This is a genomic window from Bacillus sp. YH3-2-B2 (assembly GCF_053663335.1).
The window spans coordinates 30026-56500 of sequence record NZ_JBSJQE010000003.1; the positions used below are offsets into that span (position 1 = coordinate 30026).

The 26475-nt window shown below is 43.3% G+C and carries 34 protein-coding genes, 1 other RNA gene and 1 riboswitch; of the genes, 13 read left to right on the top strand and 22 right to left on the bottom strand.

Translation table 11 applies throughout. The features are described from left to right. Positions 1-38 precede the first annotated feature (38 nt). Both ACWJJX_RS10175 and ACWJJX_RS10180 read right to left on the bottom strand, forming a co-directional pair. Complete coding sequence (locus tag ACWJJX_RS10175) at positions 39-1505, bottom strand: FGGY-family carbohydrate kinase (protein ID WP_454022959.1); 1467 nt, start codon at positions 1503-1505, stop codon at positions 39-41. After that, the gene (locus ACWJJX_RS10180; protein ID WP_454022960.1) at positions 1498-2514 is read right to left on the bottom strand and encodes a 2-hydroxyacid dehydrogenase; all 1017 of its coding nucleotides are present in this window, start codon (positions 2512-2514) and stop codon (positions 1498-1500) included. Before ACWJJX_RS10180 ends, ACWJJX_RS10175 begins: the two co-directional genes overlap by 8 nt. Positions 2515-2635: 121 nt before the next feature. Further along, a riboswitch (SAM riboswitch) is annotated at positions 2636-2728 on the bottom strand. A 146-nt stretch (positions 2729-2874) separates the two neighbouring features. Here ACWJJX_RS10180 and ACWJJX_RS10185 point away from each other — a divergent pair. Together ACWJJX_RS10185 and ACWJJX_RS10190 are read left to right on the top strand one after the other, a co-directional pair. Further along, positions 2875-4938: a molybdopterin oxidoreductase family protein gene (locus ACWJJX_RS10185; RefSeq protein ID WP_454022961.1), complete on the top strand. Its 2064-nt coding sequence runs from the start codon at positions 2875-2877 to the stop codon at positions 4936-4938. 84 nt (positions 4939-5022) lie between these two features. Next, positions 5023-5307, top strand: coding sequence for a hypothetical protein (locus ACWJJX_RS10190; RefSeq protein ID WP_053573314.1), 285 nt, complete (start codon positions 5023-5025; stop codon positions 5305-5307). Positions 5308-5352: 45 nt separating this feature from the next. Here ACWJJX_RS10190 and ACWJJX_RS10195 read toward each other — a convergent pair whose 3' ends face one another. Continuing rightward, a complete protein-coding gene (locus ACWJJX_RS10195; protein WP_031379048.1) occupies positions 5353-5577 on the bottom strand; it encodes a hypothetical protein in 225 nt (74 codons plus the stop codon). 199 nt (positions 5578-5776) lie between these two features. On the opposite strand from ACWJJX_RS10195, the gene ACWJJX_RS10200 reads away from it, so the two are divergent. Together ACWJJX_RS10200 and ACWJJX_RS10205 are read left to right on the top strand one after the other, a co-directional pair. After that, entirely contained in the window at positions 5777-6355 is a 579-nt protein-coding gene (locus tag ACWJJX_RS10200; protein ID WP_172614748.1) for a MarR family winged helix-turn-helix transcriptional regulator, read from the top strand. Beyond that, complete coding sequence (locus ACWJJX_RS10205) at positions 6348-6638, top strand: hypothetical protein (protein ID WP_233662541.1); 291 nt, start codon at positions 6348-6350, stop codon at positions 6636-6638. The genes ACWJJX_RS10200 and ACWJJX_RS10205 overlap by 8 nt, the downstream gene beginning before the upstream one ends. A 384-nt stretch (positions 6639-7022) precedes the next feature. On the opposite strand, the gene ACWJJX_RS10210 is transcribed toward ACWJJX_RS10205, so the two are convergent. Beyond that, positions 7023-7769: an SDR family NAD(P)-dependent oxidoreductase gene (locus tag ACWJJX_RS10210; protein WP_146284491.1), complete on the bottom strand. Its 747-nt coding sequence runs from the start codon at positions 7767-7769 to the stop codon at positions 7023-7025. A gap of 168 nt (positions 7770-7937) precedes the next feature. Between ACWJJX_RS10210 and ACWJJX_RS10215 the strand changes: the two genes are divergently transcribed. Next, positions 7938-8294 carry a winged helix-turn-helix transcriptional regulator gene (locus ACWJJX_RS10215; RefSeq protein ID WP_014417586.1) on the top strand — a complete coding sequence of 119 codons (357 nt, stop codon included), beginning with the start codon at positions 7938-7940 and terminating at the stop codon, positions 8292-8294. Between the two features lie 599 nt (positions 8295-8893). Here the strand turns inward: ACWJJX_RS10215 and csaA are convergent. The 4 genes from csaA to ACWJJX_RS10235 form a co-directional block, all read right to left on the bottom strand. After that, the gene (gene csaA, locus ACWJJX_RS10220; protein WP_094246856.1) at positions 8894-9226 is read right to left on the bottom strand and encodes a chaperone CsaA; all 333 of its coding nucleotides are present in this window, start codon (positions 9224-9226) and stop codon (positions 8894-8896) included. A gap of 68 nt (positions 9227-9294) precedes the next feature. Then, positions 9295-10005 carry an AraC family transcriptional regulator gene (locus ACWJJX_RS10225; RefSeq protein ID WP_094246855.1) on the bottom strand — a complete coding sequence of 237 codons (711 nt, stop codon included), beginning with the start codon at positions 10003-10005 and terminating at the stop codon, positions 9295-9297. A 51-nt stretch (positions 10006-10056) separates the two neighbouring features. Further along, positions 10057-10623 carry a TetR/AcrR family transcriptional regulator gene (locus ACWJJX_RS10230; protein WP_094246854.1) on the bottom strand — a complete coding sequence of 189 codons (567 nt, stop codon included), beginning with the start codon at positions 10621-10623 and terminating at the stop codon, positions 10057-10059. Beyond that, positions 10623-11342, bottom strand: coding sequence for an MBL fold metallo-hydrolase (locus ACWJJX_RS10235; protein ID WP_102422265.1), 720 nt, complete (start codon positions 11340-11342; stop codon positions 10623-10625). The genes ACWJJX_RS10230 and ACWJJX_RS10235 overlap by 1 nt, the downstream gene beginning before the upstream one ends. Before the next feature lie 224 nt (positions 11343-11566). On the opposite strand from ACWJJX_RS10235, the gene ACWJJX_RS10240 reads away from it, so the two are divergent. Next, complete coding sequence (locus ACWJJX_RS10240; protein WP_094246852.1) at positions 11567-12088, top strand: kinase; 522 nt, start codon at positions 11567-11569, stop codon at positions 12086-12088. Between the two features lie 29 nt (positions 12089-12117). Here the strand turns inward: ACWJJX_RS10240 and czrA are convergent, their stop codons facing one another. Next, complete coding sequence (czrA, locus tag ACWJJX_RS10245) at positions 12118-12450, bottom strand: Zn(II)-responsive metalloregulatory transcriptional repressor CzrA (RefSeq protein WP_007407993.1); 333 nt, start codon at positions 12448-12450, stop codon at positions 12118-12120. Positions 12451-12641: 191 nt separating this feature from the next. Between czrA and ACWJJX_RS10250 the strand changes: the two genes are divergently transcribed. Next, on the top strand, positions 12642-13307 hold the full coding sequence (locus tag ACWJJX_RS10250) for a lysozyme family protein (RefSeq protein WP_003153802.1): 666 nt from the start codon (positions 12642-12644) through the stop codon (positions 13305-13307). 64 nt (positions 13308-13371) lie between these two features. Here ACWJJX_RS10250 and ACWJJX_RS10255 read toward each other — a convergent pair whose 3' ends face one another. Then, positions 13372-13908 carry a DUF420 domain-containing protein gene (locus ACWJJX_RS10255; protein WP_003153801.1) on the bottom strand — a complete coding sequence of 179 codons (537 nt, stop codon included), beginning with the start codon at positions 13906-13908 and terminating at the stop codon, positions 13372-13374. Between the two features lie 144 nt (positions 13909-14052). Next, entirely contained in the window at positions 14053-14835 is a 783-nt protein-coding gene (locus ACWJJX_RS10260) for a VLRF1 family aeRF1-type release factor (RefSeq protein ID WP_031379041.1), read from the bottom strand. Positions 14836-15023: 188 nt separating this feature from the next. Here ACWJJX_RS10260 and ACWJJX_RS10265 point away from each other — a divergent pair, with 188 nt between their 5' ends. Then, a complete protein-coding gene (locus tag ACWJJX_RS10265; protein WP_014305189.1) occupies positions 15024-15527 on the top strand; it encodes an N-acetyltransferase in 504 nt (167 codons plus the stop codon). 63 nt (positions 15528-15590) lie between these two features. Beyond that, the gene (locus ACWJJX_RS10270; RefSeq protein ID WP_077722447.1) at positions 15591-16568 is read left to right on the top strand and encodes a S66 family peptidase; all 978 of its coding nucleotides are present in this window, start codon (positions 15591-15593) and stop codon (positions 16566-16568) included. Positions 16569-16599: 31 nt separating this feature from the next. On the opposite strand, the gene ACWJJX_RS10275 is transcribed toward ACWJJX_RS10270, so the two are convergent. The 7 genes from ACWJJX_RS10275 to gerPC form a co-directional block, all read right to left on the bottom strand. Then, a complete protein-coding gene (locus tag ACWJJX_RS10275) occupies positions 16600-16992 on the bottom strand; it encodes a hypothetical protein (protein ID WP_094247879.1) in 393 nt (130 codons plus the stop codon). Positions 16993-17153: 161 nt separating this feature from the next. Then, positions 17154-18026, bottom strand: coding sequence for a 3D domain-containing protein (locus tag ACWJJX_RS10280; RefSeq protein ID WP_003153795.1), 873 nt, complete (start codon positions 18024-18026; stop codon positions 17154-17156). Between the two features lie 235 nt (positions 18027-18261). Continuing rightward, positions 18262-20040, bottom strand: coding sequence for a DNA helicase RecQ (gene recQ, locus ACWJJX_RS10285; RefSeq protein ID WP_070081962.1), 1779 nt, complete (start codon positions 20038-20040; stop codon positions 18262-18264). A gap of 107 nt (positions 20041-20147) precedes the next feature. Beyond that, positions 20148-20333: non-coding RNA, 6S RNA (ssrS, locus tag ACWJJX_RS10290), on the bottom strand. Positions 20334-20547: 214 nt separating this feature from the next. Further along, complete coding sequence (locus ACWJJX_RS10295; RefSeq protein ID WP_094246851.1) at positions 20548-21174, bottom strand: FMN-dependent NADH-azoreductase; 627 nt, start codon at positions 21172-21174, stop codon at positions 20548-20550. Positions 21175-21318: 144 nt separating this feature from the next. Beyond that, positions 21319-21810: a TraR/DksA family transcriptional regulator gene (locus ACWJJX_RS10300; RefSeq protein WP_454022962.1), complete on the bottom strand. Its 492-nt coding sequence runs from the start codon at positions 21808-21810 to the stop codon at positions 21319-21321. Between the two features lie 84 nt (positions 21811-21894). Next, entirely contained in the window at positions 21895-22275 is a 381-nt protein-coding gene (gene gerPC / locus ACWJJX_RS10305; RefSeq protein ID WP_031379037.1) for a spore germination protein GerPC, read from the bottom strand. Positions 22276-22367: 92 nt separating this feature from the next. Here gerPC and ACWJJX_RS10310 point away from each other — a divergent pair, with 92 nt between their 5' ends. Then, on the top strand, positions 22368-22601 hold the full coding sequence (locus tag ACWJJX_RS10310; protein WP_454022963.1) for a hypothetical protein: 234 nt from the start codon (positions 22368-22370) through the stop codon (positions 22599-22601). Here ACWJJX_RS10310 and ACWJJX_RS10315 read toward each other — a convergent pair. Further along, positions 22588-23070, bottom strand: coding sequence for an Hsp20/alpha crystallin family protein (locus ACWJJX_RS10315; RefSeq protein WP_003153787.1), 483 nt, complete (start codon positions 23068-23070; stop codon positions 22588-22590). The genes ACWJJX_RS10310 and ACWJJX_RS10315 overlap by 14 nt on opposite strands. A gap of 70 nt (positions 23071-23140) precedes the next feature. Between ACWJJX_RS10315 and ACWJJX_RS10320 the strand changes: the two genes are divergently transcribed. Together ACWJJX_RS10320 and ACWJJX_RS10325 are read left to right on the top strand one after the other, a co-directional pair. Next, positions 23141-23413 (top strand): hypothetical protein, encoded by a 273-nt coding sequence (locus ACWJJX_RS10320; protein WP_003153786.1) that lies wholly within the window; start codon positions 23141-23143, stop codon positions 23411-23413. After that, positions 23410-23643: a hypothetical protein gene (locus ACWJJX_RS10325; protein ID WP_003153785.1), complete on the top strand. Its 234-nt coding sequence runs from the start codon at positions 23410-23412 to the stop codon at positions 23641-23643. Before ACWJJX_RS10320 ends, ACWJJX_RS10325 begins: the two co-directional genes overlap by 4 nt. A 44-nt stretch (positions 23644-23687) precedes the next feature. Here the strand turns inward: ACWJJX_RS10325 and ACWJJX_RS10330 are convergent, their stop codons facing one another. The 3 genes from ACWJJX_RS10330 to ACWJJX_RS10340 all read right to left on the bottom strand — a co-directional run bounded on the left by ACWJJX_RS10330 (position 23688) and on the right by ACWJJX_RS10340 (position 24735). Continuing rightward, a complete protein-coding gene (locus ACWJJX_RS10330; RefSeq protein ID WP_003153783.1) occupies positions 23688-24032 on the bottom strand; it encodes a PH domain-containing protein in 345 nt (114 codons plus the stop codon). Positions 24033-24325: 293 nt separating this feature from the next. Next, complete coding sequence (locus ACWJJX_RS10335) at positions 24326-24466, bottom strand: DUF4025 domain-containing protein (protein ID WP_003153781.1); 141 nt, start codon at positions 24464-24466, stop codon at positions 24326-24328. Positions 24467-24531: 65 nt separating this feature from the next. After that, positions 24532-24735 (bottom strand): DUF6501 family protein, encoded by a 204-nt coding sequence (locus ACWJJX_RS10340; protein ID WP_003153779.1) that lies wholly within the window; start codon positions 24733-24735, stop codon positions 24532-24534. A gap of 183 nt (positions 24736-24918) precedes the next feature. On the opposite strand from ACWJJX_RS10340, the gene ACWJJX_RS10345 reads away from it, so the two are divergent. After that, positions 24919-26406, top strand: a complete 1488-nt coding sequence (locus ACWJJX_RS10345; RefSeq protein WP_454022964.1) for an aldehyde dehydrogenase family protein — start codon at positions 24919-24921, stop codon at positions 26404-26406. Positions 26407-26475: the final 69 nt, after the last annotated feature.

The window sequence follows — 26475 nt, forward strand, 5'->3', positions numbered from 1 at the left end:
TCCTCAGCAATCTTTCATGTTGTCATCTCATCCCCAAGTCAGGCTTTCACCGCCGGCTGAAAATGAGTAAATAATTTTTGCGCATGTTTCCATTCTTCATATAGGAAGAGATCCGTCTGATCCGCTTCCGGCTCAATTATCTTTGTGCGGGTCGAAAGCTCTGCTTTCACACCGAGAGCTTCGTTGCAAATCATCACCGCTCCCATTGCGGATGCCTGGCTGAACCCCTCTCTCTTATAGATTTTCTTTTGAAGAAGGTTAGCAAGAAACTGCGTCAAAGCATCACTTTGGAAACCGCCGCCGCACACCTTCACATAATCTTGTGCAAAGGAAGCCGCCTCTGTTAACGCCTCATAGTTCCATTTGATTGAAAAAGCGATTTCCAGCAGTGCGGCTTTAACAAAATGGGCTCTGCTTAAGTTTTGGGACAGCGGAGCGTCAAATATAAATCCGCCTTTTGCCAGTGCGTTTTTCTCAGGCGATAAATAGGAGCCTAACGCAGAAATACAGGCATGATCATGTTTCGGCAGACTTGCGATTTCCCGTTCCATGACGCTGTAGGATTCATTCGGATAAAAAATGGATTTTAATTTTTGATAATTGAGTCCTGTTACACCCGGATTCGTTTCAAGAAGCCATTGACCTTCTTCTGTATGGCAATTCAGCCATGCATTCTCTAAACTTTCGGTTCCGGTCTCCGCTGTTATCTTTGTAATCGGCGTCGTTGTGCCGGATACGATGACGATATCTCCCGGCTTTGCATCTGCACTTTTGATGGCAAGCTGTGTGTCTCCCCCGCCTGCAATCACAGGCACTCTTTCAGAAAGACCGAGCACCGCCGCTTTCTTAAACGTTAACATTCCGACAACCGTCCCAGATCGGACGAGTGAAGGAAGAATGGCAGAAGGCACACCGAAGATGTTGCATAATTTCTCTGACCACGCCTTTTTCCTTACGTCAAACAGCAGTGTTTCAGCAGCCTGTGACGGTTCATAGCTTAAAATTCCGCTCAGCTCAAATGTCACCCAGTCACTGATGCTTGTGATGCACTTCACTTCTTTCCATAAAGACGGCTGTCTGGCTTTTAATCCGACAAGTTTCATGGCGGAAAATAAAGCGCTCGGAAGACGTCCGGTTTGCTGATGCACTTCGTCTTCTGCCTCAATCCCGCCTTCCCATTCACGCCCTCTGTTATCAATGTTGGGCAGACCGAGAAATGCCTTTTTATCTTTATTGATCAAAACGATTCCCTGCCTCTGGCTTGTTGAGGTGATTCCGATTAATGTAATATGAGGGCTCTTGGCAATAGCCTTTCTTGCCATAGCGCTGATTTGCGTCCATAACCCTTCCGGTGAGAAATATCGTCCGTCCGGATAAAGCGGATCCGTCACATATTCGATGTCTTCCCTTTCAAGCGCGGTCACTTCGCCGCCGGCAGTAACGACCGCGACTCGCGCATTCCCAGTCCCGATGTCAAATACAAGGTAGCCTTTTTGTTCAGCCATTACAGCCTCCTCCTTCCGTTTCAAGTTCTCTTTTGTTATAAAGTTCACGTATTGTGCAGGTTTGATCTTGTTTCCATTTGAAAAGCGCTTCATTTAAAATCTTCACATGATGATCTTCCACTTCAAATGTTGCGCCCGCTAAATGGGGAGTCGCGAACACATTCGGCAAAGAGATCAAATTATAATCAGAAGATTCAGGCGGTTCATGATAAAACACGTCAAGGATCGCTCCCTTAATCCGCCGTTCTTTCAGCACCCGCAGCAGCTCTTCCCTGTCTGTAACCGCCGCTCTTGACGTATTGACAAAAACAGCTTCCTGTTTCATCAATTGAAAGTGCCGGGCGCCGATAAGGCCGATGGTTTCTTCTGTGCGCGGCAAGTGAACGGAAACAATATCACTTTCAGAAAATACCCGTTCAATCGTCGTTTTTTCATACTCCCGGTTTTCATGACGGACAAATGGATCATAGTAAAGCACCTTGCAATCAAAAGCGGCCAATAGCCGGGCGATTCTCTGTCCGACAGCTCCGAAACCGATAAGGCCGACTGATTTCCCCGTCAGCTCATTTCCTCTGAATTTGACGTAAGCCTGCAAATAATCACCATTCCACTTTCCGTCCTTCAGCCACTGATGGGAAGAATACGTATGACGCAAAAATGAAATCACATTTCCGATAAACATTTCAGCAACGGCCTGGGCATTGCGGGCCGGTGTAAAGAAAACGGGGATTTTTCTTTTAGTCGCCGCCGCAATATCCACATTAGACGGCATCCCTCTGCAGACACCGATAAAAGCGGAATCCGGCAATATGTCAATAACACGCTCAGACACCTCATCAAGTTCGGTAATAAGCCCCGACGCGTTTGTCTCTTGAATCATTCGGATTAATTCATCTTCCCGATAGGCCCGGCCGTGCTTCTTCCACGGCCGGTGCACAGTCCGGCCGAACAGCTCAGTCAGCTCCTTCAGCCCCTCGTCGTGATATGGCGCGGTAATTAAAACCGTCATGATGCAAAACATCCTTTTCACATAAATTTTTTCATAAAAAAATCTCTTTCCTCAAAGAAGGAAAGAGATTCATATACCGTCTTTATCCGCTTGAAGCGCACAAATATGTATAGACCATTCTTTCCTATCTTTCAAGCATACGCTTGCTGGAATTGGCACAATAAATGTTGCCGAGGTTTCATAGGGCCAGTCCCTCCACCTCTCTGGATAGAAAATAAAATGATGAAATTGTCAGGCTGTTTAAAAGAATAAACTCATCATAGAAAAGTCTTTCCGTAATGTCAACACTTTTTTCTGAATTGACGTTCGATTTTGAAATGTTATAATGCTTACAATATAAACAAAGAGGAGAAATGGGCTATGAATTCTGCTGCAACACAGCCGAACGGGGTCTTTAAGTCGGTGTGCTCACTAGACTGTCCCGATCAATGCGGCTTGCTTGTGACAAAAAAAGACGGAAAAATCGTTAACATTCAGGGAGACCCCGATCACCCGGTCACATCAGGGAATATTTGCAACAAAGTCAGACACATGGCTGAGCGTATTTATGATGAGAAGCGCGTAACCGTTCCGGTAAAACGGATCGGTAAAAAAGGTGAAGCCGCGTTTGCGCCTATTTCCTGGGAGGAAGCAATCAATACGATCAGTTCGCGCTGGAAAGAGCTTATTGCCGAAGAAGGAGCGGAAAGCATTCTTCCGTACAGCTTTTACGGCAATATGGGAAAACTGGCGGCAGAGGGAATGGACCGCCGTTTTTTCCATCGTCTCGGAGCGAGTCATCTCGAACGGACGATCTGCAGCAAAGCCGGATCTGAAGGCTATAACTATACAATGGGTGAAGGAGCGGGTACTGATCCGGAGGAGACCATACATGCAAAGCTCTTTATTTTTTGGGGGATCAATGCCGTCAGCACGAATATGCACCAAATCATGATTGCTCAAAAAGCCCGGAAAAAAGGGGCTAAAATTGTCGTTATCGATGTACATAAGAACCAAACCGGCCGGCTTGCCGATTGGTTTATTCCCATTCGTCCCGGCACAGATGCCGCACTCGCCCTCGGTATCATGCATGTCTTATTCGACGAAAACCTTCACGATGAAGCATTTCTCACAGAATACACCGAAGGCAGTGAAGAATTAAAAGCGCATGTTAAACACTATGATCCGGAAACGGTTTCTTCTATTACAGGCATTAAAGCCGACGATATCAGACGCCTTGCGAGAATGTACGGGGAAACCTCCCCTTCCCTTATCAGGATTGGAAACGGCATTCAGCACCATGACAATGGCGGAATGATCGTCCGCACCGTCGCCTGCCTTCCGGCTGTTACAGGACAGTGGCTCAACACCGGAGGAGGCGCAATCAAGCACAACAGCGCGGTATTAAACTATAACAGACAAGCGCTCCAGCGGCCTGATCTGCTTTACGGCCGGAAGCCGCGATCATTTAATATGAACAGGCTCGGAAGCGTTCTTTTAGAAACAAAACCGCCCGTGCGCTCCCTGTTTATTTACGGTACGAATCCCGCAGTGGTTGCGCCGGAAGCGAATAAAGTCAGAAAAGGCCTGCTGCGGGAGGATTTATTTACAGTCGTTCACGATCTGTTTTTAACGGAAACCGCCAAATATGCGGATATCGTGCTCCCTGCTTCATCCGCTTTTGAAAACACGGATTTTTACACGTCTTACTGGCATCATTTTATTCAGCTGCAAAAACCGGTGATCGAACCCTACGGGGACAGCAAATCGAATACGGAAGTGTTCCGTTTGCTTGCCGGAGCAATGGGATTTACCGAGCAGGAGCTTCAGGATTCCGATGAAGAATTGATCAGACAGGCGCTGGACTTTCCCGACAATCCGTATATCGAGGATATTGATTACGAAGCGCTCTCACGCCATTCCTTCATGAAAGCCAAACGGAAAAAACCGCTTTTTCCGGGAAAGCTCAAGACACCTAGCGGAAGAATTGAATTATATTCGGAAAAGATGAAACAGGACGGTTATCCGGCGCTGCCGACACACATCCCTCTTGAGAGCGATGACGATTTTCCGCTTTTATTTGTCCCGGGACCGAATCATAATTTTTTAAATTCAACATTTTCAAATAATAAAAAACACGTAAAATTAGAAAAAGCGCCAAAGCTTTTTATTCATACAGAGGATGCTGTACTCCGGAACATAGAAGACGGGGAAACCGTTAGAGTTTGGAATCACCGCGGAGAGTGCGAATTGACAGTTTCGGTCGGCGAACAGGTGCTTCCCGGCGTTGCGGTGAGCCAAGGTCTTTGGGCCGATATGGATGATAAAAAACAGCTCGTCAATTCGCTCACGCCCGATCGGCTGGCGGATATGGGCGGAGGCGCTGTTTTCTTCTCCGGAAAGGTGCAGGTGGAAAAGCTCAGCAATCAAAACCGTCCGCAATAAACGCCCGGCGGTTTTGCTGAAGGCTGAATCCTTCGGCCGGCTTCACCGTATAAAAAATGATTACGTTTATTGGAGGTTTGCTGTATGGATATCATTACCGGCATCGGAATCGCTTTAGCCGGATATTTCATAGGAGACGGATTGAAAAACTTTAAATCACCTGATCCTCATGAACACACTGACCACATTCTCATTAAAGAAAAAGATTTACACTATTATATTGGTTATTATTTAGGAGTAACCAAGGAAGAAGCGAAACAAATCGTGCCTGACACCTCTGACATTCCGCATATCACGAGAAACGGAAAGCGGTATGTGCAGAAGACGGCATTAAGAGAATGGCTGACTTCCATGCTGGAAAAAGAATAACAGCTGCTATGAAAAGCGGGAAGAGTTTTTTCTCTTCCCGTTCATTTAAGATTTGCCGCCCTGCCTCTCTTCAACCCCAAACATACGACAGATATCGTTCTTACGTAACGAAACATCCCCTTCTTTAGATTTCAAATAAAACCCTTTCTTATATAACCGTATGACTTCCTCATATGTAAGCTCATGACGAAGGAGCGCCATTAAACGCCCGTCTTTTTCATCTTGTTTATTGAACCATTCATACCGTTCTGACCAGTTCACTTTCTGCATGTCAAACACCTTCTCACTTTGGATTAATGCCCTTTTCGCATTTATTATACTTATTTCCCCTTTTGTAAACACTCCGACTGCCTGTGACATTTTTGAAAACAGCCGTACCCGTCCCTATTAGTCACCATGTTGACTTATTTCCCTTTGTGATGTATATTGTAATTGTCAACATGGTGACAATTTAGTTGGGAGATAATTTATGGATATTAAATTACTAATGAAGGAACTGCATTTTATGCAACAAAGTTACGCATCATTATTTTCGGTTGTCAATAAGGTGCAGACTCGGGGGGACGAATACTTAGAAATGTTGACTTCCCGACAGCACATGACTCTTATTGCTATTGCCCATTTACCGACGGAAGATACCACACTTATGAATATCGCTAAAAAGCTGGGCACAACAAAACAAACCGCTAACAAATTAATTTCAAGCCTCGCGAAAAAAGGATATGTTCACACGGTGCCAAGCAAACTGGATAAACGTGCAATCAATATTGAGATTACCCCTGAAGGAAAAAAAGCGTTAATTTCCTGTTCAGAAAGATCCACCTATTTTTTAGCGGATATGTTTCATGAGTTCACAACTGAAGAAGTTGAAACATTCTGGAGGCTATTGCAAAAACTTTATCGTTTTGATGGTGAAGAACAGGATGGTTTTGAAGAAAAAGCACATTTGAAAGTTGAAGGCCAGGCACGATTCATCTCAGATGACTATGAAGAAAAAATCATGGCTGAATTTTCAAAACGGAGATATGGGAGTGCAGACGATGAATAATATGCTTTATCGAAAAGTAAAAGAAACAGAGGATAAGATGAAGGAAAAATGCTATGAGCTGAAAGATAAAATTGATCAATTTATTTCTCATGCTAAATATAAAATTCATAGCAACCGTAAACTGGACCGAGCCGGCAATTATATATCAATTGCCATTGGACTCTTTATCCTAACTGCCTCATGGCTGACCGCAACACAATGGCTGCTTTGGATAGGCGCGGCGAGTATTTTGAGTAATGCCTGTTTGCTCATTATAAAGCCTGTTAAAAAATTAAAAACCTGAAAAAAGCTCTCTAAAAGAGAGCTTTCTTTTATTAATCGTCCCAGTCCTCATCTTCTTCCCGATTTTCTTTCATCTCATGAAGTCTTTCATAAAAGAACTTTATAAGGCAGAATTAAGTTCTTTATAGCCACCGAATTCACTCCAAATAACAACTGGACATTCTCCTTCCCGTTACTTTAAGTACATTTATTCACAAAGTAATCTTTTTTACAGGTCATTTAGTGGCAGCCCCAGGAAAATGCGAATTTACAACGTTAATCAAATTCAAACATAAAAAAGTCGAATTTCCTGTCCTTTAAGGAAAACGACTTTTTTATACGGCTTCTTCAAGTAAATCCCCATTAACCTTTTTTGGGGACGATTTGTAATCTCTGCGCAGTGAAATTATACCTGTGCTAGCCCGCCATCTACGAACAATTCAACACCCGTCAAGTAACTGCTTTCGTCTGAAGCAAGGAAAGATACAGCGTTTGCTACTTCTTCAGGTGTCCCAACTTTTCCAGCTGGAACAGTATTTCTGCTATTTTCCATTACTTCTTCAAGTGCATCACCAAAAAGCTCATCGTAGGCAGGTGTAAGAATAGCTCCTGGACTAACCACATTTACACGGATTTCAGTATCTTTTAGGTCAAGAATCCAGTTGCGAACTAGTGCTCTTAATCCTGCTTTAGATGCTCCATATACACTAAACGCTGGGTTGCCAATTGATCCAGCAGTAGAGCCCGTTACAATAATAGAACCTACTTTGTCCGGGAATAGTGATAACGCTTTTTGAACAGTAAAGATGGTTCCTTTAACGTTAATGCCGAACGTTCTATCAACCTGCTCTTCAGTAATTTCACCTAATGGAAGGAAGCTGCCGGTGCCCGCATTAGCAAAAAGAATGTCCAACTTACCTTTTTCCTGCTTTATCATGTCATATAGTTTGTCTAAGTCTTCAAGCTTAGAAATATCACCTTGAACACCGGTTACGTTCTTGCCAATTTGGTTAACAGCTTTATCAAGTTCGTTTTGTCTACGTCCCGTGATATAAACATATGCACCTTCGTTTACAAATTTTTGTGCTGCAGCAAGACCAATCCCACTTGTTCCACCCGTTACAAGCGCTATTTTACCTTCAAATTTACCCATACTTAACACTCCTTTAGAATTAATTTTATTTTATGTCTAGTACCTTTAAGTACTTGAAGAACAACTTACAAGATATAGTATCCTTCAGTAAGCACATTATCGGAAGTACCCACTTTTTTGTGATATAGTAACTAAAAAGTAATAAATGTGGAATGGAGAGCTTTAGACATGAAAAAATTTAGCTGTGGGTTTGAAGTGACAAAGGAAGTTATTGGCGGAAAATGGAAAGGTCTTGTATTATACTTTTTAATGAATGGACCAAAGAGAACGAGTGAATTAAAACGCATTATCCCAAATATAACTCAGAAAATGCTGATTCAAACACTTAGAGAGCTTGAAGCCAGTGGACTTGTGAGCAGAAAGATGTATAATCAAGTACCGCCGAAGGTTGAATATTCATCCACTGAACTTGGAGAATCTCTTAAACCTATCTTGCAGGAGCTCTGTCAATGGGGAGGCCATTATGCGGAGCAAGAGTATGCAGAAGGTGAATATGAAATTGTACAGCCAGAACAACTAAGTTAGGATTGATGCAGCTGCTGAAGTAAATGCTAAACAACTTCAATACCATCACCTGACAGATGAAGAACAGTCAGAAATAAATGAGATATTCAATTTTGAAAGTGAAGTTCTAATAAGAAGTGTCATGGACTATATTCAGGAGAACTTTGATGAAATTCAAAAAAGAGCTGTTTCAAATGTTAAAGAGAAGGTTCAGAAACTTAGCAAAAAGATAAATGAAGACATCAGTAATAACATTTAATGCCTATATGGTCTCTTCGCATGCATTTTTTACACAAAAAGACCCGGATTTTAATTCCAGGTCACACTTCAGGTCACAATTTGCTCAAATTCCCTCTTGCATTTCTCGAACTGCTTTATTCAAGATCATAAAATTTCAAACGAAACCTTACACGAAGGAATCGGGGATCGGCAAAACAAAGCCAGATATAACATATATTAAAAAATCTCTTGCATTTCCACACCCGGCATGCTATATTCATATAGCGATGAGCTGAATTGTGTAAGCCGATGCACATGCCCTTGCGGCACACACGAATGTGGCGTGTGGTGTATCGCCTCAATACGCAAAAGACGTTTGCTTCTGCAAACGTCTTTTTTTATTATCCGATTTTCGTTCCGTTCGGTACTGTCTGCTCTGGCGTAAGCAGGACAACGTCTCCTTTTTCCGGGATGCCGCCGAGAACGAGAACTTCTGACTTAAATCCGGCGATCCGCCGCGGCGGAAAGTTGACAATCGCGGTAACCTGCCTGCCCGTCAGATCATCCGGTTCGTACCGTTTTGTAATCTGGGCGCTTGATTGTTTCATGCCGATCTCTTCGCCGAAATCTATTGTCATCTTAATAGCCGGCACCTTTGCTTCCGGGAATACTTCCGCTTTTACGACCGTTCCTATTCTGAGATCGAGCTTGATAAAATCTTCGATGACTGCCATATCAAAAACTCCTTTTTTACAATCATGATATCAAAAAAAGACGCAGTTTATTTAACCGATTTTCAGGATTATTTATCAGATTGAAAGGTGTTTCGGAAGACGCGCGGCGTTATTCCCTTATGTCTGACAAACCATCTGGTAAAGGAAGACAAATTTTGAAAGCCGACCTCCTGACTGATGTCTGTCAGCCGGCATTTTGTTTCAATAAGCATTTGTTCCGCTTTCTTCATACGGAGCTCAGCAATATAAGCTTGCGGGCTTTTCCCCGTCTGCTTTTTAAACCAGTCGGAATAATACGCCGGGTGGTAATGTTCCATTGCGGCAAGCTCTTTAATTGAAAAAGTCTTTGAGAGATTTCGGCGGATATACGCAATTGAATCATTCGTACGGTTTTCTTGTATCTTTTCAGCAATATATTCTGCAAGCAGACTCAATGAATGAGCCGACTGCTGCTTTGTCTCTTCTGTCAGCAGAAACCGAATCGATGTCCAAAAAGGATCAAGCTTATTCAGTACGCCGGGGTCAAATGAACCTTTGAAAAAATATGCCGGTATGTCGAGAACAAGACATTCATTTCGCTCCAAAGAACGGAACCGATGTTCATGCCCGGGCGGAATATACAGCATTTGATCAGGTTTTAATCTGATTTCACGTCTTTCTGTCTCCAAGTCCAGCTGTCCTTCGAGCGGAAAGAGCATTTGGCAGTATGTGTGTGCATGAGAATCAAAAATATGCGAATAGGTGCGCCGCTCACAGATGATATGTTGTAATGAATCCATTTGTCCCTCCTTTTACATGATGCGTTTTTTTATTTAGTTTACATAATAATATTATTGTCCCCTCATCTGTAAACCTCTTAGGAAAGCAACAACTGCAAACTTCCGGCTTTCTTTAATTGATTCGGTTAATTCAAATGCACTCTGTTTTCTCAACACGGCAAATCCGTGAAGAAGACTCCTCAGTCCTCTCGCAGCATGAATCGCAGTGTCAGACTGTGCATAACCGTTAGCTGTCAGCTGCCTGACAACAAGCTCTACAAGCAGGCTTGACAGATTCTCAATCCGGCCGTCTTTTATCTTTTGAAATGTTGCGTCATATAATCCGGGATTGGCTTCGGCGAAATTGATATAGGCATCGGCAAGAGCGAGCAAAGCCGTTTCACCCGTCAGTCCTTCTGCAGAGGCCGCCATTTTTTCATATAACATAGTTAAACCGGAGACAGCCAGCTCTGTTTTAATTCCTTGAAGGCCATTGACAAAATTGTAAAGGGAAGGCGGTTTTACGTTTAAGGACTTTGCAACGGCCGCAAGCGTCACTTCGTTCAGCCCTTTTTCGTCAGCGATACCTGCTGCGGCTCTCAATATCATGTCAAGGCTCATTCCGACTCTCGGTGACATTATGATCGGCCTCCCGGCAGGCTTCGTTCAGCTTCCTCAGCAGCCTCAGCCATCATTTCAACGGGATTGCAGAGAACATTTCCATGTCCGGCGGCCAGACTGCTTGGTTGATGAGCGATAAGCGTTCTTGCTGTTTTTACAGCTTCTTCTTTATTCCACGTAGCAAAAGCCGGAAACGGAAATTTCCATTTCAGCTTCCCTGAAACAGCAAGGCCGCCCCGTACTTGAAAGGCATCTCCGACGATCAGCATATCATTTCTCATATCTTTAAAAGCGAGGCTTCCCGGCGTATGACCGGGAGCGGGAATGACAAGTAAAGATCCGATCCGCTCGCCGCCTTTCAGCAGGCGATCAGGTTCGGTCTGAACATTTTTCGGCACTCCCCCCTTTATCGGCGTTTGTGCTTCATGCTCAAATAAAGAAGTGTCACCTTTCAGCAAGAAAGAATCCCGCTCAGAAATACAGACGGAAGCATCCGGAAATTCCGCAGCTAATGAGTCAAGCGAACCGATGTGATCCCCGTGCGCGTGGGTGAGTAATATGTCATTCAGCGGCTTCCCAAGCTGCCGCAATGCTTGTTTGATTCCTTTATGACTGTTAGGCAGTCCGGTGTCAATCAGGGTTACTCCTTCTTCTTCTTCGACCAAATAACAATTCACCGGGAAAAGCGCTGGAAAAAAAGTCAGCTGCCAAACCCTTCCGTATTGTAAGATTCTCATCAACATCCCCCTAAAACTAATATCATTAGTTTTATTATAACTAATGCCGTTAGTTTATCAAGCGTTTTCTGTCTAAATCCTGAAAAAGGCGCGGGCGCTTCTCTCATGCCAAAAAAAGAAACGCGCATACTGTGATAAAAGATGCTTTCAGCCTGCGAATAAATCAGACTACTAAAACCAGCCGGATAAGCATACACTACTCAACGGAGGGGGAGTTCCACATCATGCATATCACACTTCAAAGCATCTGCCCTGTCTTAATGATTGCCTTTTTTCTGTATAAAAAGGTGAAACGGTCCGTCGGCTTTCAGCCTTTGAAACCCCGCTGGCTTTACACAAGAATGATTTTATTTTCATTGCTGGCCGCCGCTCTGGCGTTTTTCAGCATCACACACCCGGCTTTATACGGGTATCTTATATTCGGCACTTTTTGCGGCTGGCTTCTGGTCCTGTTTGCCAAACGGAACATTTCTTTTGAAGAACGCCGCGGAAAAATGTATTTTCGCACTCACCTGTGGATTGAACTTATTCTATTAACGTTATTCCTATCGAGATTTGTTTATCGCGTTATTGAAATATACCGGGTCACAGCGGACTTTACCCATCCGGAGGCATACAGCCAAACGGTCGGGGCTGATCCGCTGACCATCAGTATCTTTTATTTCATCGCAGTTTATTACAGCGGCTTCTCTTTTTATGTTTTAAAAACGAGCAGAGACCAAACCAATAACAGTCAGTACGGCTGACATCCCTGTCTAAAAAGCAGGGATGTTTTTTAATCGTGCCGCGTATGGTGAATCATTTGCTGAAGCACATCTAACACATGTTCATCCTCAGGTGAATAATAGATGGATGTTCCTTCTCTGCGTGATTTGACGAGGCGCAGATTTTTAAGAAAACGCAGCTGATGAGAAACGGTAGACTGCAGCAAATTCAGCTTTTCTGCGATATCATTTACCGCGTGTTCACCCTGTGACAGCAAATGGAGAATTCTGATTCTGGTCGGATCAGACAGCGCCTTAAAAGTCTGGGCAACCAAAAATAAAGTTTCCTCATCTAAATCGACAGCGGGGTCATTCGTGTTTCCGGATTCGTGAAATTCAGTCATATACCTCACCCTTCTTTTCTCAAGTAGCCCAATTATACCAAATGTCAATTGATGCAGGTACATCCTGCGCCTGACAAAAGAACCGTTATTTTAAATTTATGTTTCAAATACGGGTTTCCGCTTGGTTTCGCGCATTCATCTGTGTCATAATGAAAAAGTCATAATGCTCCTGAAATTGAGGGTGAAACACAGTGGAGAAAAAGAAAAAAGGCTGTTTCGCTGCCGCGGGTCTTATGATGATATGTGTTTTTGTCATGGTTTCCTTCTTCCTCATTCTGTTATTTTCAAATAATGAATGGCTCAAAAGTCTTCCGTTTGATGTCAAACCGATCGTGCTTGAACGGCTGACAGATTACAAACCGCTTGTTGAAGACGAGCTGGATGAAAAAGGACTCACCAAATATACATCGCTTGTACTCGGCATGATATATCAGGAGTCAAAAGGAAGAGGAAATGATCCCATGCAGTCTTCAGAATCTCTGGGTTTAAAGCGAAATGAGATTAAAAACCCTCAAACCAGTATCAAACAGGGAATCAAACAATTCACTCTCATGTACCAAACAGGCAAGAAAAAAGGCGTAGACTTGGATACGATTATACAAAGCTACAACATGGGAGCCGGCTATATTGATTTTGTGGCTGAACATGGAGGATCGCATACTGAGGAACTGGCAAAACAATACTCCGAGCAGCAGGTCAAAAAGAATCCGAAACTTTACACTTGCGGAGGGAACAAAGACAATTTCCGTTATCCCTACTGCTATGGTGATTACACGTACGCAGAAAAAGTAAAAGCAAAAACAAAAACCGTTGAACAATCCTTAAATGTAACAACACTTGAAACGCTTGAAGAGTAAAAGGCGCCCTGATGAGGCGCCTTTTTCAATCAATAGAAAAAAGCCGCGCAGAGCACGGCTTTTTTTAATAATACGGTGAGATCATTAAGTATACAATGACACCCGTCAGACTGACATACAGCCAGAGCGGCATCGTCCATCTCGCGATTTTTTTGTGGCGCTCCACTTGCATGCTGAATCCTCTGATCAGCGTAAACAGCGCAAGCGGCACGATAACGGCGGAAAGACAGATGTGCGTAATCAAAATAAAGAAATAAATCCCCCGAATGATGCCGTGGCCGCCGAATAAAGTATTCTCAGCTATCGAGTGGTACACGACATAGCAGATCAAAAACAGCAGAGTCGTCGTAAACGCCGCCAAAATAAAGCGTTTATGCGCTTGAATATTTTTTTGCTTAATCATAAAGAGCGCTGCCAGCAAAAAGATAAAAGTAAAGCTGTTAAAAATGGCATTTAACATCGGCAGAATATGAATATTGGCAATGCTGACCTGTCCCGATTTCGGCATAAAAAACAGCACCGCAATTAACCCGTTGATCAAAACGGTCAATGTCAGCACGATACCGGTATAACTTTTAGGTTTGTTTTCTGTCTGATTCATCTTATGACCTCTCTCAATTTTACTGACTATCCAAATGGTATGAGAATTCAGCTTTGATGTCAACGGTTTCGTCCGCTTCGTCAGAAATTAGACAAACTTAAGCCCTAAAAAGACCGGGTGTTTGAGACCCGGCCTTTCGTCATATTATGCTTCCTTCAACAGTTCTTCTATCACCTTATGTTCGTTTTCATTCAACAGATTTTTTGGAATGATCCGATCTATCGGTTTATTCATATGCTGATCGAGAATATCGGCTGTTTCTTTGTCCCCTGCGATTACGAGACGCTCCCATTGGTGTGAAGCGGCCTTTTGATCAAGGTTTGAAGCCAATCGTTTATACAGCCTGTTTTGGTTTTCTTCGACATGGGCTTTGGCAGCGTCTTCGTCCATCGATGCGGAGCTTCCGCTTACATCCTGCGGTTTCCACGATTCATTGATGACGTCGTATTGATAATGCTCCACCCCTTCAATTTTTCCGAGTACGGTTTCTATGATCTTCACTTCATTCTGCTGGGTGAGAATAAAAGCCGTGCTCGGAAATTGTTCACGGAGAAGTTCTAATTGATCAAGGACAGCCGTTTCTTCCCAATAAAATCGTGTTTCGACAGGCACCTGCAATTCAATCGTCTCCCAGATGCCGCCTTCTCCCGATGCAAAAAATACGAGACTTCGCGGCATCTCTTTACCAAGCCCATCGATATATTGATAGACGCGTTCCATGATGCGGACGAGAGATTTTTCTTCTTCCGGATCACTTACAGACAGATACTCTTTTAATCTCCGAAAACCGGTTTTCAAGGCGATTTTCCACTCTCCCCCCTGCTGATCCGGATTTCTCATATCCGTATTTACATATAAGGAAAGCATTTTATCAGGAGATTCCGTCATTACGTACTTCAATTTGCCGATGAGTGAGTCAATTGCCATTATAGATTCCTCCTTTTTCCGCTGCTCACTGTTCCTTTCCCTATCCGCACCGCCTTAAAAACGTCAATCCACATATAAACGGCAGACTTTTCTAAAAAAGTTTTTGCAAAACCCATTTACAAACCAAGACATCATTTACTACAATGGATACTTGTGTTTGACTAAGACTTTTACGCTGTGAAAGGAGTATGATTTTGTTTACTGCAGAAGAAAGAGATCAGAAAGAGCTGGAAAAAGAGCTTCATAAACTTGAATTTCAGATTTTCAGAATGCGGGAAAATCTGATAGATGTATCAAAAGACGCGCGAGTGCTTGGTATTGATCAATCGAACAATGACGATTGGATCATTGTTTCCTCGATTGATGATGGCCAAACATGTAAGATTATGCTGACTGATTGTGAATCAGCCTACCGGGGAAGAGGCTGTTTTTCACTGATCGCCTCTTATTATGATAATGCCATTCATATCGGGGACATTAAAGGGCCGCCGAACCACGGCTACGGCTCGATCTGCATGAAATTTTTAAAACATATCGCCAGAGAGCAGAATATCCCGAAAGTGACGGGCGACATCGCTAAGCGTGATTGGGATCATGTCGACCGGCTCGTTCATTTTTATGAAAAGCATCAATTTGATGTCTGGATTGACAATGATACGCAATCAGGCGGCATTAAATGGGTCGACCTGTAAAAAATGATAGATAAACCCTCGTTAATATGGTGTAATAGATTAAACCATTTAAGGAGGGTTTTTTTGTATCCGGAAAAATTGAAAAAAGGCGACGGCATTCGTATTGTGTCTCCGGCCACAAGCATGTCCGCTATGTCAGATGAAAATATAAATGCCGCGAAGACAAAATTGGAGGAGCTGGGCTTTTGTGTCTCTTTTTCAGAGAATGCAAAAGAAATAAATGAATTTCATTCATCATCGATTGAATCGCGTGTACGGGATCTGCACGAAGCTTTCGCTGATCCTGACATCAAAGCGATTTTGACGACACTCGGCGGGTTCCAATCAAATCAGCTGCTCCGCTATCTTGATTATGAAAACATCAAGCGGCATCCGAAAATCCTTTGCGGCTATTCAGATATTACCGCCCTCGGCCATGCCATATATCAAAAAACCGGCCTTATTACATATTCCGGTCCCCATTTTTCTTCATTTGCCATGAAAAAAGGGCTGGACTATACGATTGACTCTTTCTTGGCCTGCTGTGCTTCTGACAACCCGTATGAGGTAAAACCTTCATCCGAGTGGAGTGATGATAAATGGTATTTGAACCAGGAGGACAGACGTTTTTATCGGAATCCGGGACCGCTCGTTATTCAACCCGGATATGCGGAAGGAACACTGATCGGAGGAAATCTATGCACGCTGAATCTTCTGCAGGGCACGGAATACTTTCCGGAGATGGAACAAGTGATTCTGTTTATAGAAGATGATCATATGTCGGACATTCATATGTTTGACCGGGATTTGCAGTCACTCATCCATCTTCCCGCTTTTTCAGCCGTGAAGGGAATTGTCATCGGACGTTTCCAGCATGCTTCAAATGTGTCTGAGGAGGCTCTGCGTACCGTCATCCGTACAAAAGAAGAACTGTCATCCATGCCTGTTATCGCAAATGCTGATTTCGGCCATACCTCCCCTTTGATGACATTCCCGATCGGAGGAACATGCAGGATAGAAGCCGGCTCAGAAGGCGGACGGATATGGATTGATCGGCATTAATACATAAAGACGGGAAAACCGCCCCGTCTTTTTATTTTGACGCCTTATGCCGCGGCGTGCGCGGAGCGATCATAATTCGTCCGCCAGCCGCTGCCGTCACCCATACGGAAGCTCCTTCATAAAAACGGCTGATCTCTTCATTATATACGGCGTGTGTCAGTTCACGTTTATCATGCGTTCCATCTTGGTTTTTTACGTTTAAAATAAGTACAAGCTCGTGCCTGCCATTCTTCATCACGCCAGTACTTCTCACCTTTTCAATAACGGCTGGCCTTCCTCTCCCTCTGTCAAGCGCCTGAAACAGCCTGACAGCAGGCATAGACAGTCCGATAACGAGCACAATGACGAAAGCGGTGCATATACCTGCTTGAAACACTGGTGATTCTGTGAAGGCATTCCATAAACATATAAATTCCGGCTCCATCAGATTCATCATCCCTTCAGATTCCGTTTTCACATCCATTCCTTATTATATTAGAGAAACGCTTTTTCTTTTTCCGCATATAACGATTATATACAGTCAAAAAAGGGAAGAAAAAAAGAACACAAAGCATTTCGCCTTGTGTTCTTCATCTCTATATGAAACTAGTCTAATACTTTAACATTTACAGTTCTGACGCCCCAGTTGTTAGCGTCACTTTTCTTTGCAACAAATACGTCAATTTTATTTCCTTTAATTGCGCCGCCTGTATCTGCTGCTGTTGCCACTCCGTAACCTTCAACATAAACCTTAGAGCCAAGCGGAATGACACTAGGGTCTACCGCGATGACTTTTGCATCAGGGTTTTTGTTTAAGTCAACACCGGTTGCCGTTACACCGGAAATGCCGCCGTCGTTAGCAGAGTAAGCAGTTGCAGTCATTGTCAGCTGCTTTTTAGGCTCTTGTTGGTTTGTATTTGATTGAACAGGCTGCTGTTTTGCTTCGACAGCCTTCGCTTCTTGTTTAGGTTGTTGTTGTTCTTGAACAGGTTCTTGTTTAGGCTGCTCGTTTTTGACAGCTTCTTGTTTCGGCTGTTCTGTCTCAGCAGCTGGTTTTTGTTCAGTTTGCGGCTGGCTGGCTTCTTGAGCCGGCTGTGCAGCCTGAGCCTGACCTTTCACATTTAACGTTGTGCCTGCGTAAATTATATCTGATTGCAAGTTATTCAAGCTTTTCAGATTGCCGACTGATGTTCCGAATTTCTGAGCAATTTTCCAGAGGCTGTCGCCCTGCTTCACTGTGTACTGCCCAGATGTGGTTGTTTCTACTGAAGAAATAGTCAGTTTCTCTCCTTCAATAATTAAATCAGAAGATAACTGATTCCATTCTTTTAAGTCCTTTAGGTTCACTCCGTTTTTTTGCGAGATCCCCCAGAGCGTGTCACCCTTTTGCACCGTGATTTCTTTAGCAGAAGCGTGAGCTCCAAATGCAGTTGTTGAAATTGCTGCAACTGCGACAAAGGACATAATCGTCTTCTTCATAAGTAAATCCTCCCTTGTTAGCTTTTTATTGGCGGCTAACAGGTGATATCGTAACATATGAAAATGTCAGTTCAATAACAAAACGATTTGAATTAGATTACAGTTCCTTTACATGAAACATTTCTCTCGCTTGGTAAGTCTTGCTGAAACCTTGATACAGCAAGGGTTTTCAAGCTTCTGATTTTTCCGGCGCCGATGAAAAACACAATGTGCAAATTTCTAAAAAAACTTTTTTTCACTCTGTTTCTCTTACATAATTTCGGATTTCTTCTAAAAAAACCGCTCCGTATTTCAATCTTTTTTGTTCCCCGACCCCTTTTACGGAAAGAAGATCCTGATCTGTTTTCGGAAGTTTCGCCGACATTTCTTTTAACGTCTGATCTGAGAACACGACAAATGGAGGAACACCCTGTTCAGCTGCAATCTCTTTGCGGAGACGCCGGAGAAGCTCAAATAATTCATCATTTTCGGTAACGGCGGCGGCCTGTAAGGCTTCTTTTCTCGCGACTGCGCTTTTTCCAAGCAGGACGTCCCTGCCTTTTTGGGTGACCATAAGCGTCGGAAATGTGCCGTCCGCCATTCTGATATATTCGTCTGAAATAAGAAATTCGATAAAATCACTGATTTCCGCTGCGGATTGATGCTTCATAATGCCGTAAGTGGACAGGCTGCTGAAGCCGTTTTCCAGCACTTTTTTATTTTTAGACCCGCTAAGCACCTGCGCCACCATCGTTTTTCCGAAGCGCTCATTCATTCTGATGATGCATGACAATACCATCTGCGCTTCTTTTGTGACGTCATGGGCGGTCCTTGTATCAGTGCAATTGCCGCATGCTTCGCAAGCTTCCGCCTCATTCTCGCCGAAATACTTCAGAATAAACCGCTGCAGGCAATCTTCCGTATGACAGTAATCCACCATCTGTCTCAGTTTTTTGAGATCCTGCTTTTGTTTTTCTTCTCCGGCGGCCGATTGGTCTATTAAAAAACGCTGCACCATAATATCCTGCGGCGAAAATAAGAGCACACACTCGCTGTTAAGGCCGTCGCGTCCGGCCCGTCCGGCTTCCTGGTAATAGCTCTCCATATCTTTCGGGATCTGCGCGTGTAAAACAAACCTGATGTTGCTCTTATCGATTCCCATTCCGAAAGCGGACGTAGCTACCATCACTTGTATCTGATCGTTAAGAAAACGCTCCTGCTGGTCTTTTCTGTCATCATCCGCCAATCCGCCGTGATAACGGCCGGCATTGATGCCGCTGCGTTTTAATTTCTCATATAAACGGTCGGTTTCTTTTCTTGTCGCTGTATATATAATGCCGGCTTCGTGTTTATTTTTTTCGAGGTACCGCTCGATAAACCGGTCTTTGTTTTCGCCCTTTACTACTTTAAACGTTAAATTCTCTCTGGCAAAACCGGTATATACAGTTTGTTCTTTCTTAATATGAAGCTGCTTGCAGATGTCATCATGAACCTCAGGCGTAGCCGTCGCCGTTAAGGCGATGATGACGGGCGGTTCTTTTAATTCATTAAAAAGGATTTCGATATTCCGGTAACTCGGCCTGAAATCATGTCCCCATTGCGATATACAGTGAGCTTCGTCAATGGCGACAAGAGGAACCGTAATATTCTGCAGGATGTGAATGAATTCAGAAGAAGTCAAACGCTCCGGTGTGATGTAAAAGAGCCGGTAAGCCCCTTGTTTCAAACCGGTCAGGCGCTCATGAATGTCACGGCTTGTCTGGGTGCTGTTAATATAAGCTGCCGCGACACCCGCTTCTTCAAGCGCGTCCACTTGATCTTTCATTAAAGAAATAAGAGGGGAAATAACGATTGTGGTTCCTTCAAACAGCAGTGCGGGAATCTGATAGCAGATTGATTTTCCGCCCCCCGTCGGCATAATGCAGACCGTGTTTTTTCTCTCCTCTGCAACTGATTGTATCGCCTGCTTTTGGCCCGCGCGAAGACTGTCGTAGCCAAAATAATGCGCCAGAAGGGATTGGGCTTTATCCAGCATATGTTGTAAAACCTCACTTTGTCTTTGATTCTTTCATTTTATCATAATGATAAAGTACGCTGCTCAAGGGCAATTCAAAATAAAAAGCCATCTCCGCAAGGGAAATGGCTTTCGCTACGTATGCCGTACGCAAGTAAGAAAGTTTTAAACCACCACTCCTCAAAGTGGGTGTTTGCAGAAGCGTTCCTGTCGTCCTCTGCAATGGAGGCATGACATTCCGGCTTCGATATAAAACTCCCTATTACAGCTTAAAGGTTAAAACTTAATTAACAATACGAACAATGTAGCTTCTCTTATATCCTACACCATCAGTCGTATTTTGGCAAGAGGGTTAATTCTTTTACAGAAAACCTTTTTTCTTTGTAAAAAATGCTTTATTCTACATAAAAATTGTTTTTTCGACAAAATATCAATATATCAATATAAGATCAGATCGAAAGCTTCCGCCAGTTTCTTCTATAATAGAAAAAACTCTCACACCCTGTAGGGGCGCAAGAGTTATGGCAATTAGAATTTTGCAGCCAGATCTTTCGCTTCTTGCAGTCCTTTTTCAATGATCGCTTGAGCGTTATCCGGTGCAGCATTATGACCTTCAACGACAACAGTGTGAAGATCTTGGACACCCCAGAAACCGAGAACGGTTTTCATGAAGTTTAATGACATTTCAAGAGATGCCATCGGTCCTTCAGAATATACGCCGCCGCGTGCGTTTAAGAGCGCTACTTTTTTATCTCCCATCAGACCTTTAGGGCCTTCAGGCGTGTATGTGAAAGTAACCCCTGCGCGAGACAGGTAATCAACATAAGTATGAAGCACAGCAGGCACTGTGAAGTTCCAAAGCGGGAATGCAAACACGACTTTGTCAGCTTTGACGAATTGATTTAAGTAAATGTCAGCAGTTGACGCTAGTTTTTTCTCTTCGTCTGTCATTTCAATTCCTTTTGAAGCTTTGAATGTTCCGTTAATCATATCTCTTCCGAGGTAAGGAAGGTTTTCTTTATGAAGATCAAGTTCGATCACTTCATCATTCGGATTGTTTTCTTTATAAGCAGCCAGAAACGCTTCGTATAATTTTACGGACACGCCTTCTTCAGCCGTACGGTCACTTGATTTTACAAATAATACTTGAGACATTCTAAATTCCTCCCGGTAATCTTTTAATATTTACTTACAAATAGTATGTTACTTTCTTTTTTATATAAAGTCAATGATTTTATTTCGATTCTGAGATTTTTTATGGAATAAAAAAACAGGTACATATGAATGTACCTGCTGCTATTATTGTGAATCCTGCTCGCGATCCAGGATTTCGTAAGTTTGTGAGCTTTTTTGATCAACGGTTTCTTTATTTGAGAGGTCTTTCACCTGCTCGTGAAATTCCCTTTCATATGACGGAGCGTCTGTTTTCACATCCCCTTCTGTTTCTCGCTGCGCTTCGACAGTCATTCTGGCGTACGGAACGGCTTCAAGTCTTTCATAAGGAATTTCTTTTCCCGTTTTCTCACAAATCCCGTATGTTCCTTTATCCATTCGTTCAAGCGCGGCGTTCACCTCATCTAAAAGATTCTGATCGACACCGTCCAGCGTCTGATTCGTGACCCTGTCCAAATAAATGCTTCCGTGATCCGCTAAGTGATTATCTACTCCGTTCGACAATTCTCCTGTGTCTTCGCTCATTGAATGATTTTCTTTTGGTTCTCCCTGAAGACTTTCCTTTAAATCGATTAATTTATGATAAAGGCTGTCCTGCTGTTCTTTTGATAATGACATATTCATCATCTCCTTTTTCGTCTGTATTCTTCGCTGCATCTGTTAATACATACCCTCGAAAAAGGAGGATGAAACAATGGGGGGTCAATGCTTTCTCCCCCTGATGGTGACATTGGGTGTCTGCTGCTTTGTCTGTCTTTTTTCTTTTGCAGCATCATTTTGCGGGTTGTCCCGACTTTCTTCAGCGCAGGCTTGTTTGAGCCTGTGCGCCGGTGTATGGTAAGTGGCGCCGATATTCAGCATACCGCTCAGCTCTTCTATACTCAGCTGTTCAAAATCAATATTGTATTCAATCTTGTCCACTTTGACGTGCTCAATATGGACATATGTTTTTTCCCCTTCAACCGTTTGCGGCTCAAAATGACACTTATCCTGAAGGTCATCAAGCTGTTGTTCCACTTTCTTAAGCCGGTCTAATTCATCTTCACACACTTTTTTGAAAATCTCTTTCATTATTTTTTTCAAAGAAAATCACTTCTTTCCCCGTCACTCTTGGAAAGTTCTATGCGTCCCGCATTGCGAATATATAAACATGATATACAAAAAGGAGGCGAATCATGATGTTTTTTCCATCCGTTATCAACTTTGAGTATATAAAAATGAACGGAATCAGCGGCGGAGCGGCTTTTAACACCGGCTCTTCCGTTATGGTGAGAAACACAACAGCCAATAAAAGAAATGAAGGGTACGGTGAACAAAACGGTGATTGCACCGTTGCCGTCATCCCTATCATGAGTATCGATGATTCAGATCTGATAGATGGCACAGCGAACAAGATCAGCCTTCGATAATGATCTGGCTTGCATCCCCCAGATGTTTAGCAATCGATATATATAAAATCCCGTCTTTGAATACCGCCTGCATTCCCTTCGTACCTTGAGCGGAATGCGGAAGATCGAGTTTTTTTTCAAAATCGCCGTATTTTCCGGTCTTCTGTTTAAAATCCTGTTCATTGAAAAAGGATTTTCTCGTGCCTTTTACGACAATATATTCTCCGTAGGACAAAAGCTGAACATCTTGTTTCCGGTAGCCGGGCAGATACAGCAAAAATTGGAGCTCATCATGGGTTTCCACAATATCTATAAGAGGAAAAGCATCCTCATTTCTTCTCATTTGCCCATCTCCCTGTTGAAAGGGAAAATGAGAATGGCCGTTTTGAAATGATTTCAGTTGTTCATCATCAAAAACGTTTTTCCAAAAGTCGCCGCCGGACATGTTTTGCGCCATTTCCATCCATTGCTTCATCTTATCGAAATCCATTTTTATCGCCCCCTGTCTAAGCATACGGTCATAACAGCCGGCATACACCTGTATTAAAGGAGGTTTGCCTGTGGTTCAACCAACTCCATATATCAATATTAATATTTTCATGTTGAAAATTAATTCCTTTGAAAATGCTTCAGCGGTGAATGTCGGACAAAATTTACTGGCGGAATGGCAGAATTCTGATAAAAAGAATCAGGGATACGGACAGAACTTCGGAGATGCAAGCGGCTTCATCGGCACGAACGGCAAAGTGGATGACCGGGATCAAATTGATTCTCCATCAACCTTTGAGTCTGCATGCGATAAAATCCCTGCCGGAAAAGGAGGCCCATTATGATGTTTTCGCCGGTTTTGGTAAATGTAGGAGGCTTTAAAGTAAATGCGGTCGACCGCGGTTCTTCCATTACGATCGGGCCGTATCAGCAGATCGATTATTTTTTATCCAATAAGATCAACTACGGATTCGGTGAAGAAAATGGTGATTTGGCGCCGATTTATATCCCCATCAGTTCTATCGCTGATCCGGATCTCATTGATTCGAACTCCGGAAAAACAAGCATTATATAATAAAAAGGCCATCCGCATGCATTCGGATGGCTTTTATGTGATATTTAACTGCATAAGTATTTTGTTAAGATGGCTTGAACCTCAGTCAAGTCCGTTTCTTTTGCAAATTCCAATTCGAAAGTTTTTCCCCTTGTCATTAATACAAGCCCGGTATCGGGATCAAACATCCCCGCTTCTTGAATGGCGAAGCTTTCAATTGTTTTATATGGAAGAAATACGCGCACTTTCTTTTTGGAGAACATTTTATTATCAAAGAAAATCACTCGTTTATTCGTAAAGCATATTTGGTCAACCCGCAGTTTATAAATCGTTTCGATCCGTTCTCCCTCAACGAGCAAAGCCTCCAGCTTTTTTGTGTCGGTTGATCTGCTGACAGAAAAAATTCCCAATGAAGAACCCCACTTTCTGCTTCTATACTATTGTTTTATTACAATCATAAAAAAATAAGTTCTTTATCCCTATATAAGAATACGACATAGACGGCATTTAAACCATTACGAACAGATTACATTTTTAGAACGTTCATCAAAAAAGCCCTTCGCGAAAGGTGCTGCTGTTATGAAGTAATACGGTTCAGCGGAAGAAAAGGTTTCAAGAAAACGGTATTTTTTTCGAAAAGTCAGTTTTTTATTTTCGCCATAAAAAACCGCGGCTTCTCCAATGCCGCGGTTTCAACAAAACATCAACGATCCGTATCTTCAATTGTTCCTTCTTTATAGGTATCTGAAATTTGTTCCATCGTCGTGTCGGTGCCTTCTTCAGGTTGCACTTGCTGAAGCTGATCTGATGTTTTATTTTGTTTGTCTTGCTCTGTTTTTTTCATTTTGCAGCCACCCTTTATATGTAGTCTTTTTTAGTATGGCTCAGGCAAAATGGATTCATTCAGCTTTAAACTTCTTCAAAATACTCTTTGTAGAAGCCTCCGACTTTGTTTGTATTGTCTGCAACAAAAATGAATTCTTCTGTTTCATTTTTGACTTCATACTCTTTACCCGGCGTCAGCACATTTTTGACAATGTATTTTTTCGCATCTGTATGTACGCATTTGACCTTTTTGACGCTTTCTTTTGTCTGCCAATTATTATGAATCATTTATAAAACTCCTTTTCTTAATCGATAAGCTTATTGTAGCCGTTTTTTCTTGTGAATTGCAATAACGGTTATCGATTGATTTTACCGGGGGTGTTATTATAGAATGACTGTATGCGCTTACTTTGCGCGGACATCAAGATGCTCAAAACAGACCATAAAAAAATTTCGGGAGGTTTGTTACGAATGAGTTCTTTAACGATGCAGATCACAAAAAGGCTGGAAACATTTTTACAGGGTACGAAGAAACTTTATATTGACGGAAAATTTGTTCCGAGCGCTTCAGGATCAACGTTTGTCACACCGAATCCGGCAACCGGAGAAACGCTGATGACGCTTTACGAGGCACAGTCAGAAGACATTGACAGTGCAGTGAGAGCGGCACGCAAAGCCTTTGATCACGGCGAATGGCGCACTATGCCGGCCGCTTCCAGAAGCAGGCTGATGTATAAGCTTGCCGATTTAATGGAAGAGCACAAAACGGAACTCGCGCAGCTTGAAACACTTGATAACGGAAAACCGATTAATGAAACAACAAATGGGGATATCCCGCTCGCAATTGAGCATATGCGTTATTATGCCGGGTGGTCTACAAAGATAACCGGACAAACAATTCCGGTCGCCGGCTCATATTTTAATTACACCCGCCATGAGCCTGTCGGCGTCGTGGGGCAGATCATCCCTTGGAACTTTCCGCTCCTTATGGCGATGTGGAAAATGGGCGCCGCCCTTGCCACAGGCTGCACAATCGTTTTGAAACCGGCGGAGCAGACACCGCTGACCGCCCTCTATTTAGCGGAATTAATAGATCAGGCGGGCTTCCCTGACGGCGTCATCAATATTGTCCCAGGGTTCGGCGAGACGGCCGGGGAAGCGTTGACCAACCATGACGATGTCGATAAACTCGCTTTTACCGGCTCTACAGAAATCGGCAAAAAAATCATGCAAAAAGCCGCAAAAAAAATTAAACGCGTGACACTGGAGCTTGGCGGAAAGTCACCTAACATCATTTTGCCTGACGCCAATTTGAAGAAAGCCATTCCCGGCGCTTTAAACGGGGTCATGTTTAATCAGGGGCAGGTATGCTGCGCAGGCTCCCGGGTCTTCATTCACAAAGACAAATATGATGAGGTCGTCAGCGAAATGGTTTCATATGCGAAATCGCTTCAGCAAGGCGCCGGCCTTCACCAAGATACACAAATCGGCCCGCTCGTCAGTCAGGAACAGCATGAGCGCGTGCTTTCATATATTGAAAAAGGGAAAGCGGAAGGAGCCAAAGCTGTCGCGGGCGGCAGCTGCCCGTTTGAAGAAGGGTATTTTGTCTCCCCGACTGTATTTGCGGATGTGGATGACAGTATGACCATCGCAAAAGAAGAAATTTTCGGCCCGGTCTTAGCCGCCATTCCGTATGATACGGTTGATGAAGTCATTGAGCGGGCGAACCGCTCGGAATACGGCCTTGCAGCCGGACTTTGGACTGAAAATGTGAAAAACGCCCATTACATTGCTGACCGTCTCCAAGCCGGCACCGTTTGGGTCAACTGCTACAATGTTTTCGATGCGGCATCTCCTTTCGGCGGCTATAAGCAATCCGGCCTCGGGCGGGAAATGGGCTCTTACGCGCTGAATAATTATACAGAAGTGAAAAGCGTCTGGATCAACCTGGAAGATTAAATCAAACAAGAAACTGCTGCCTGTCGGCAGTTTCTTTCTTTTGTCATGCTGTCTTTTACATATGAATAT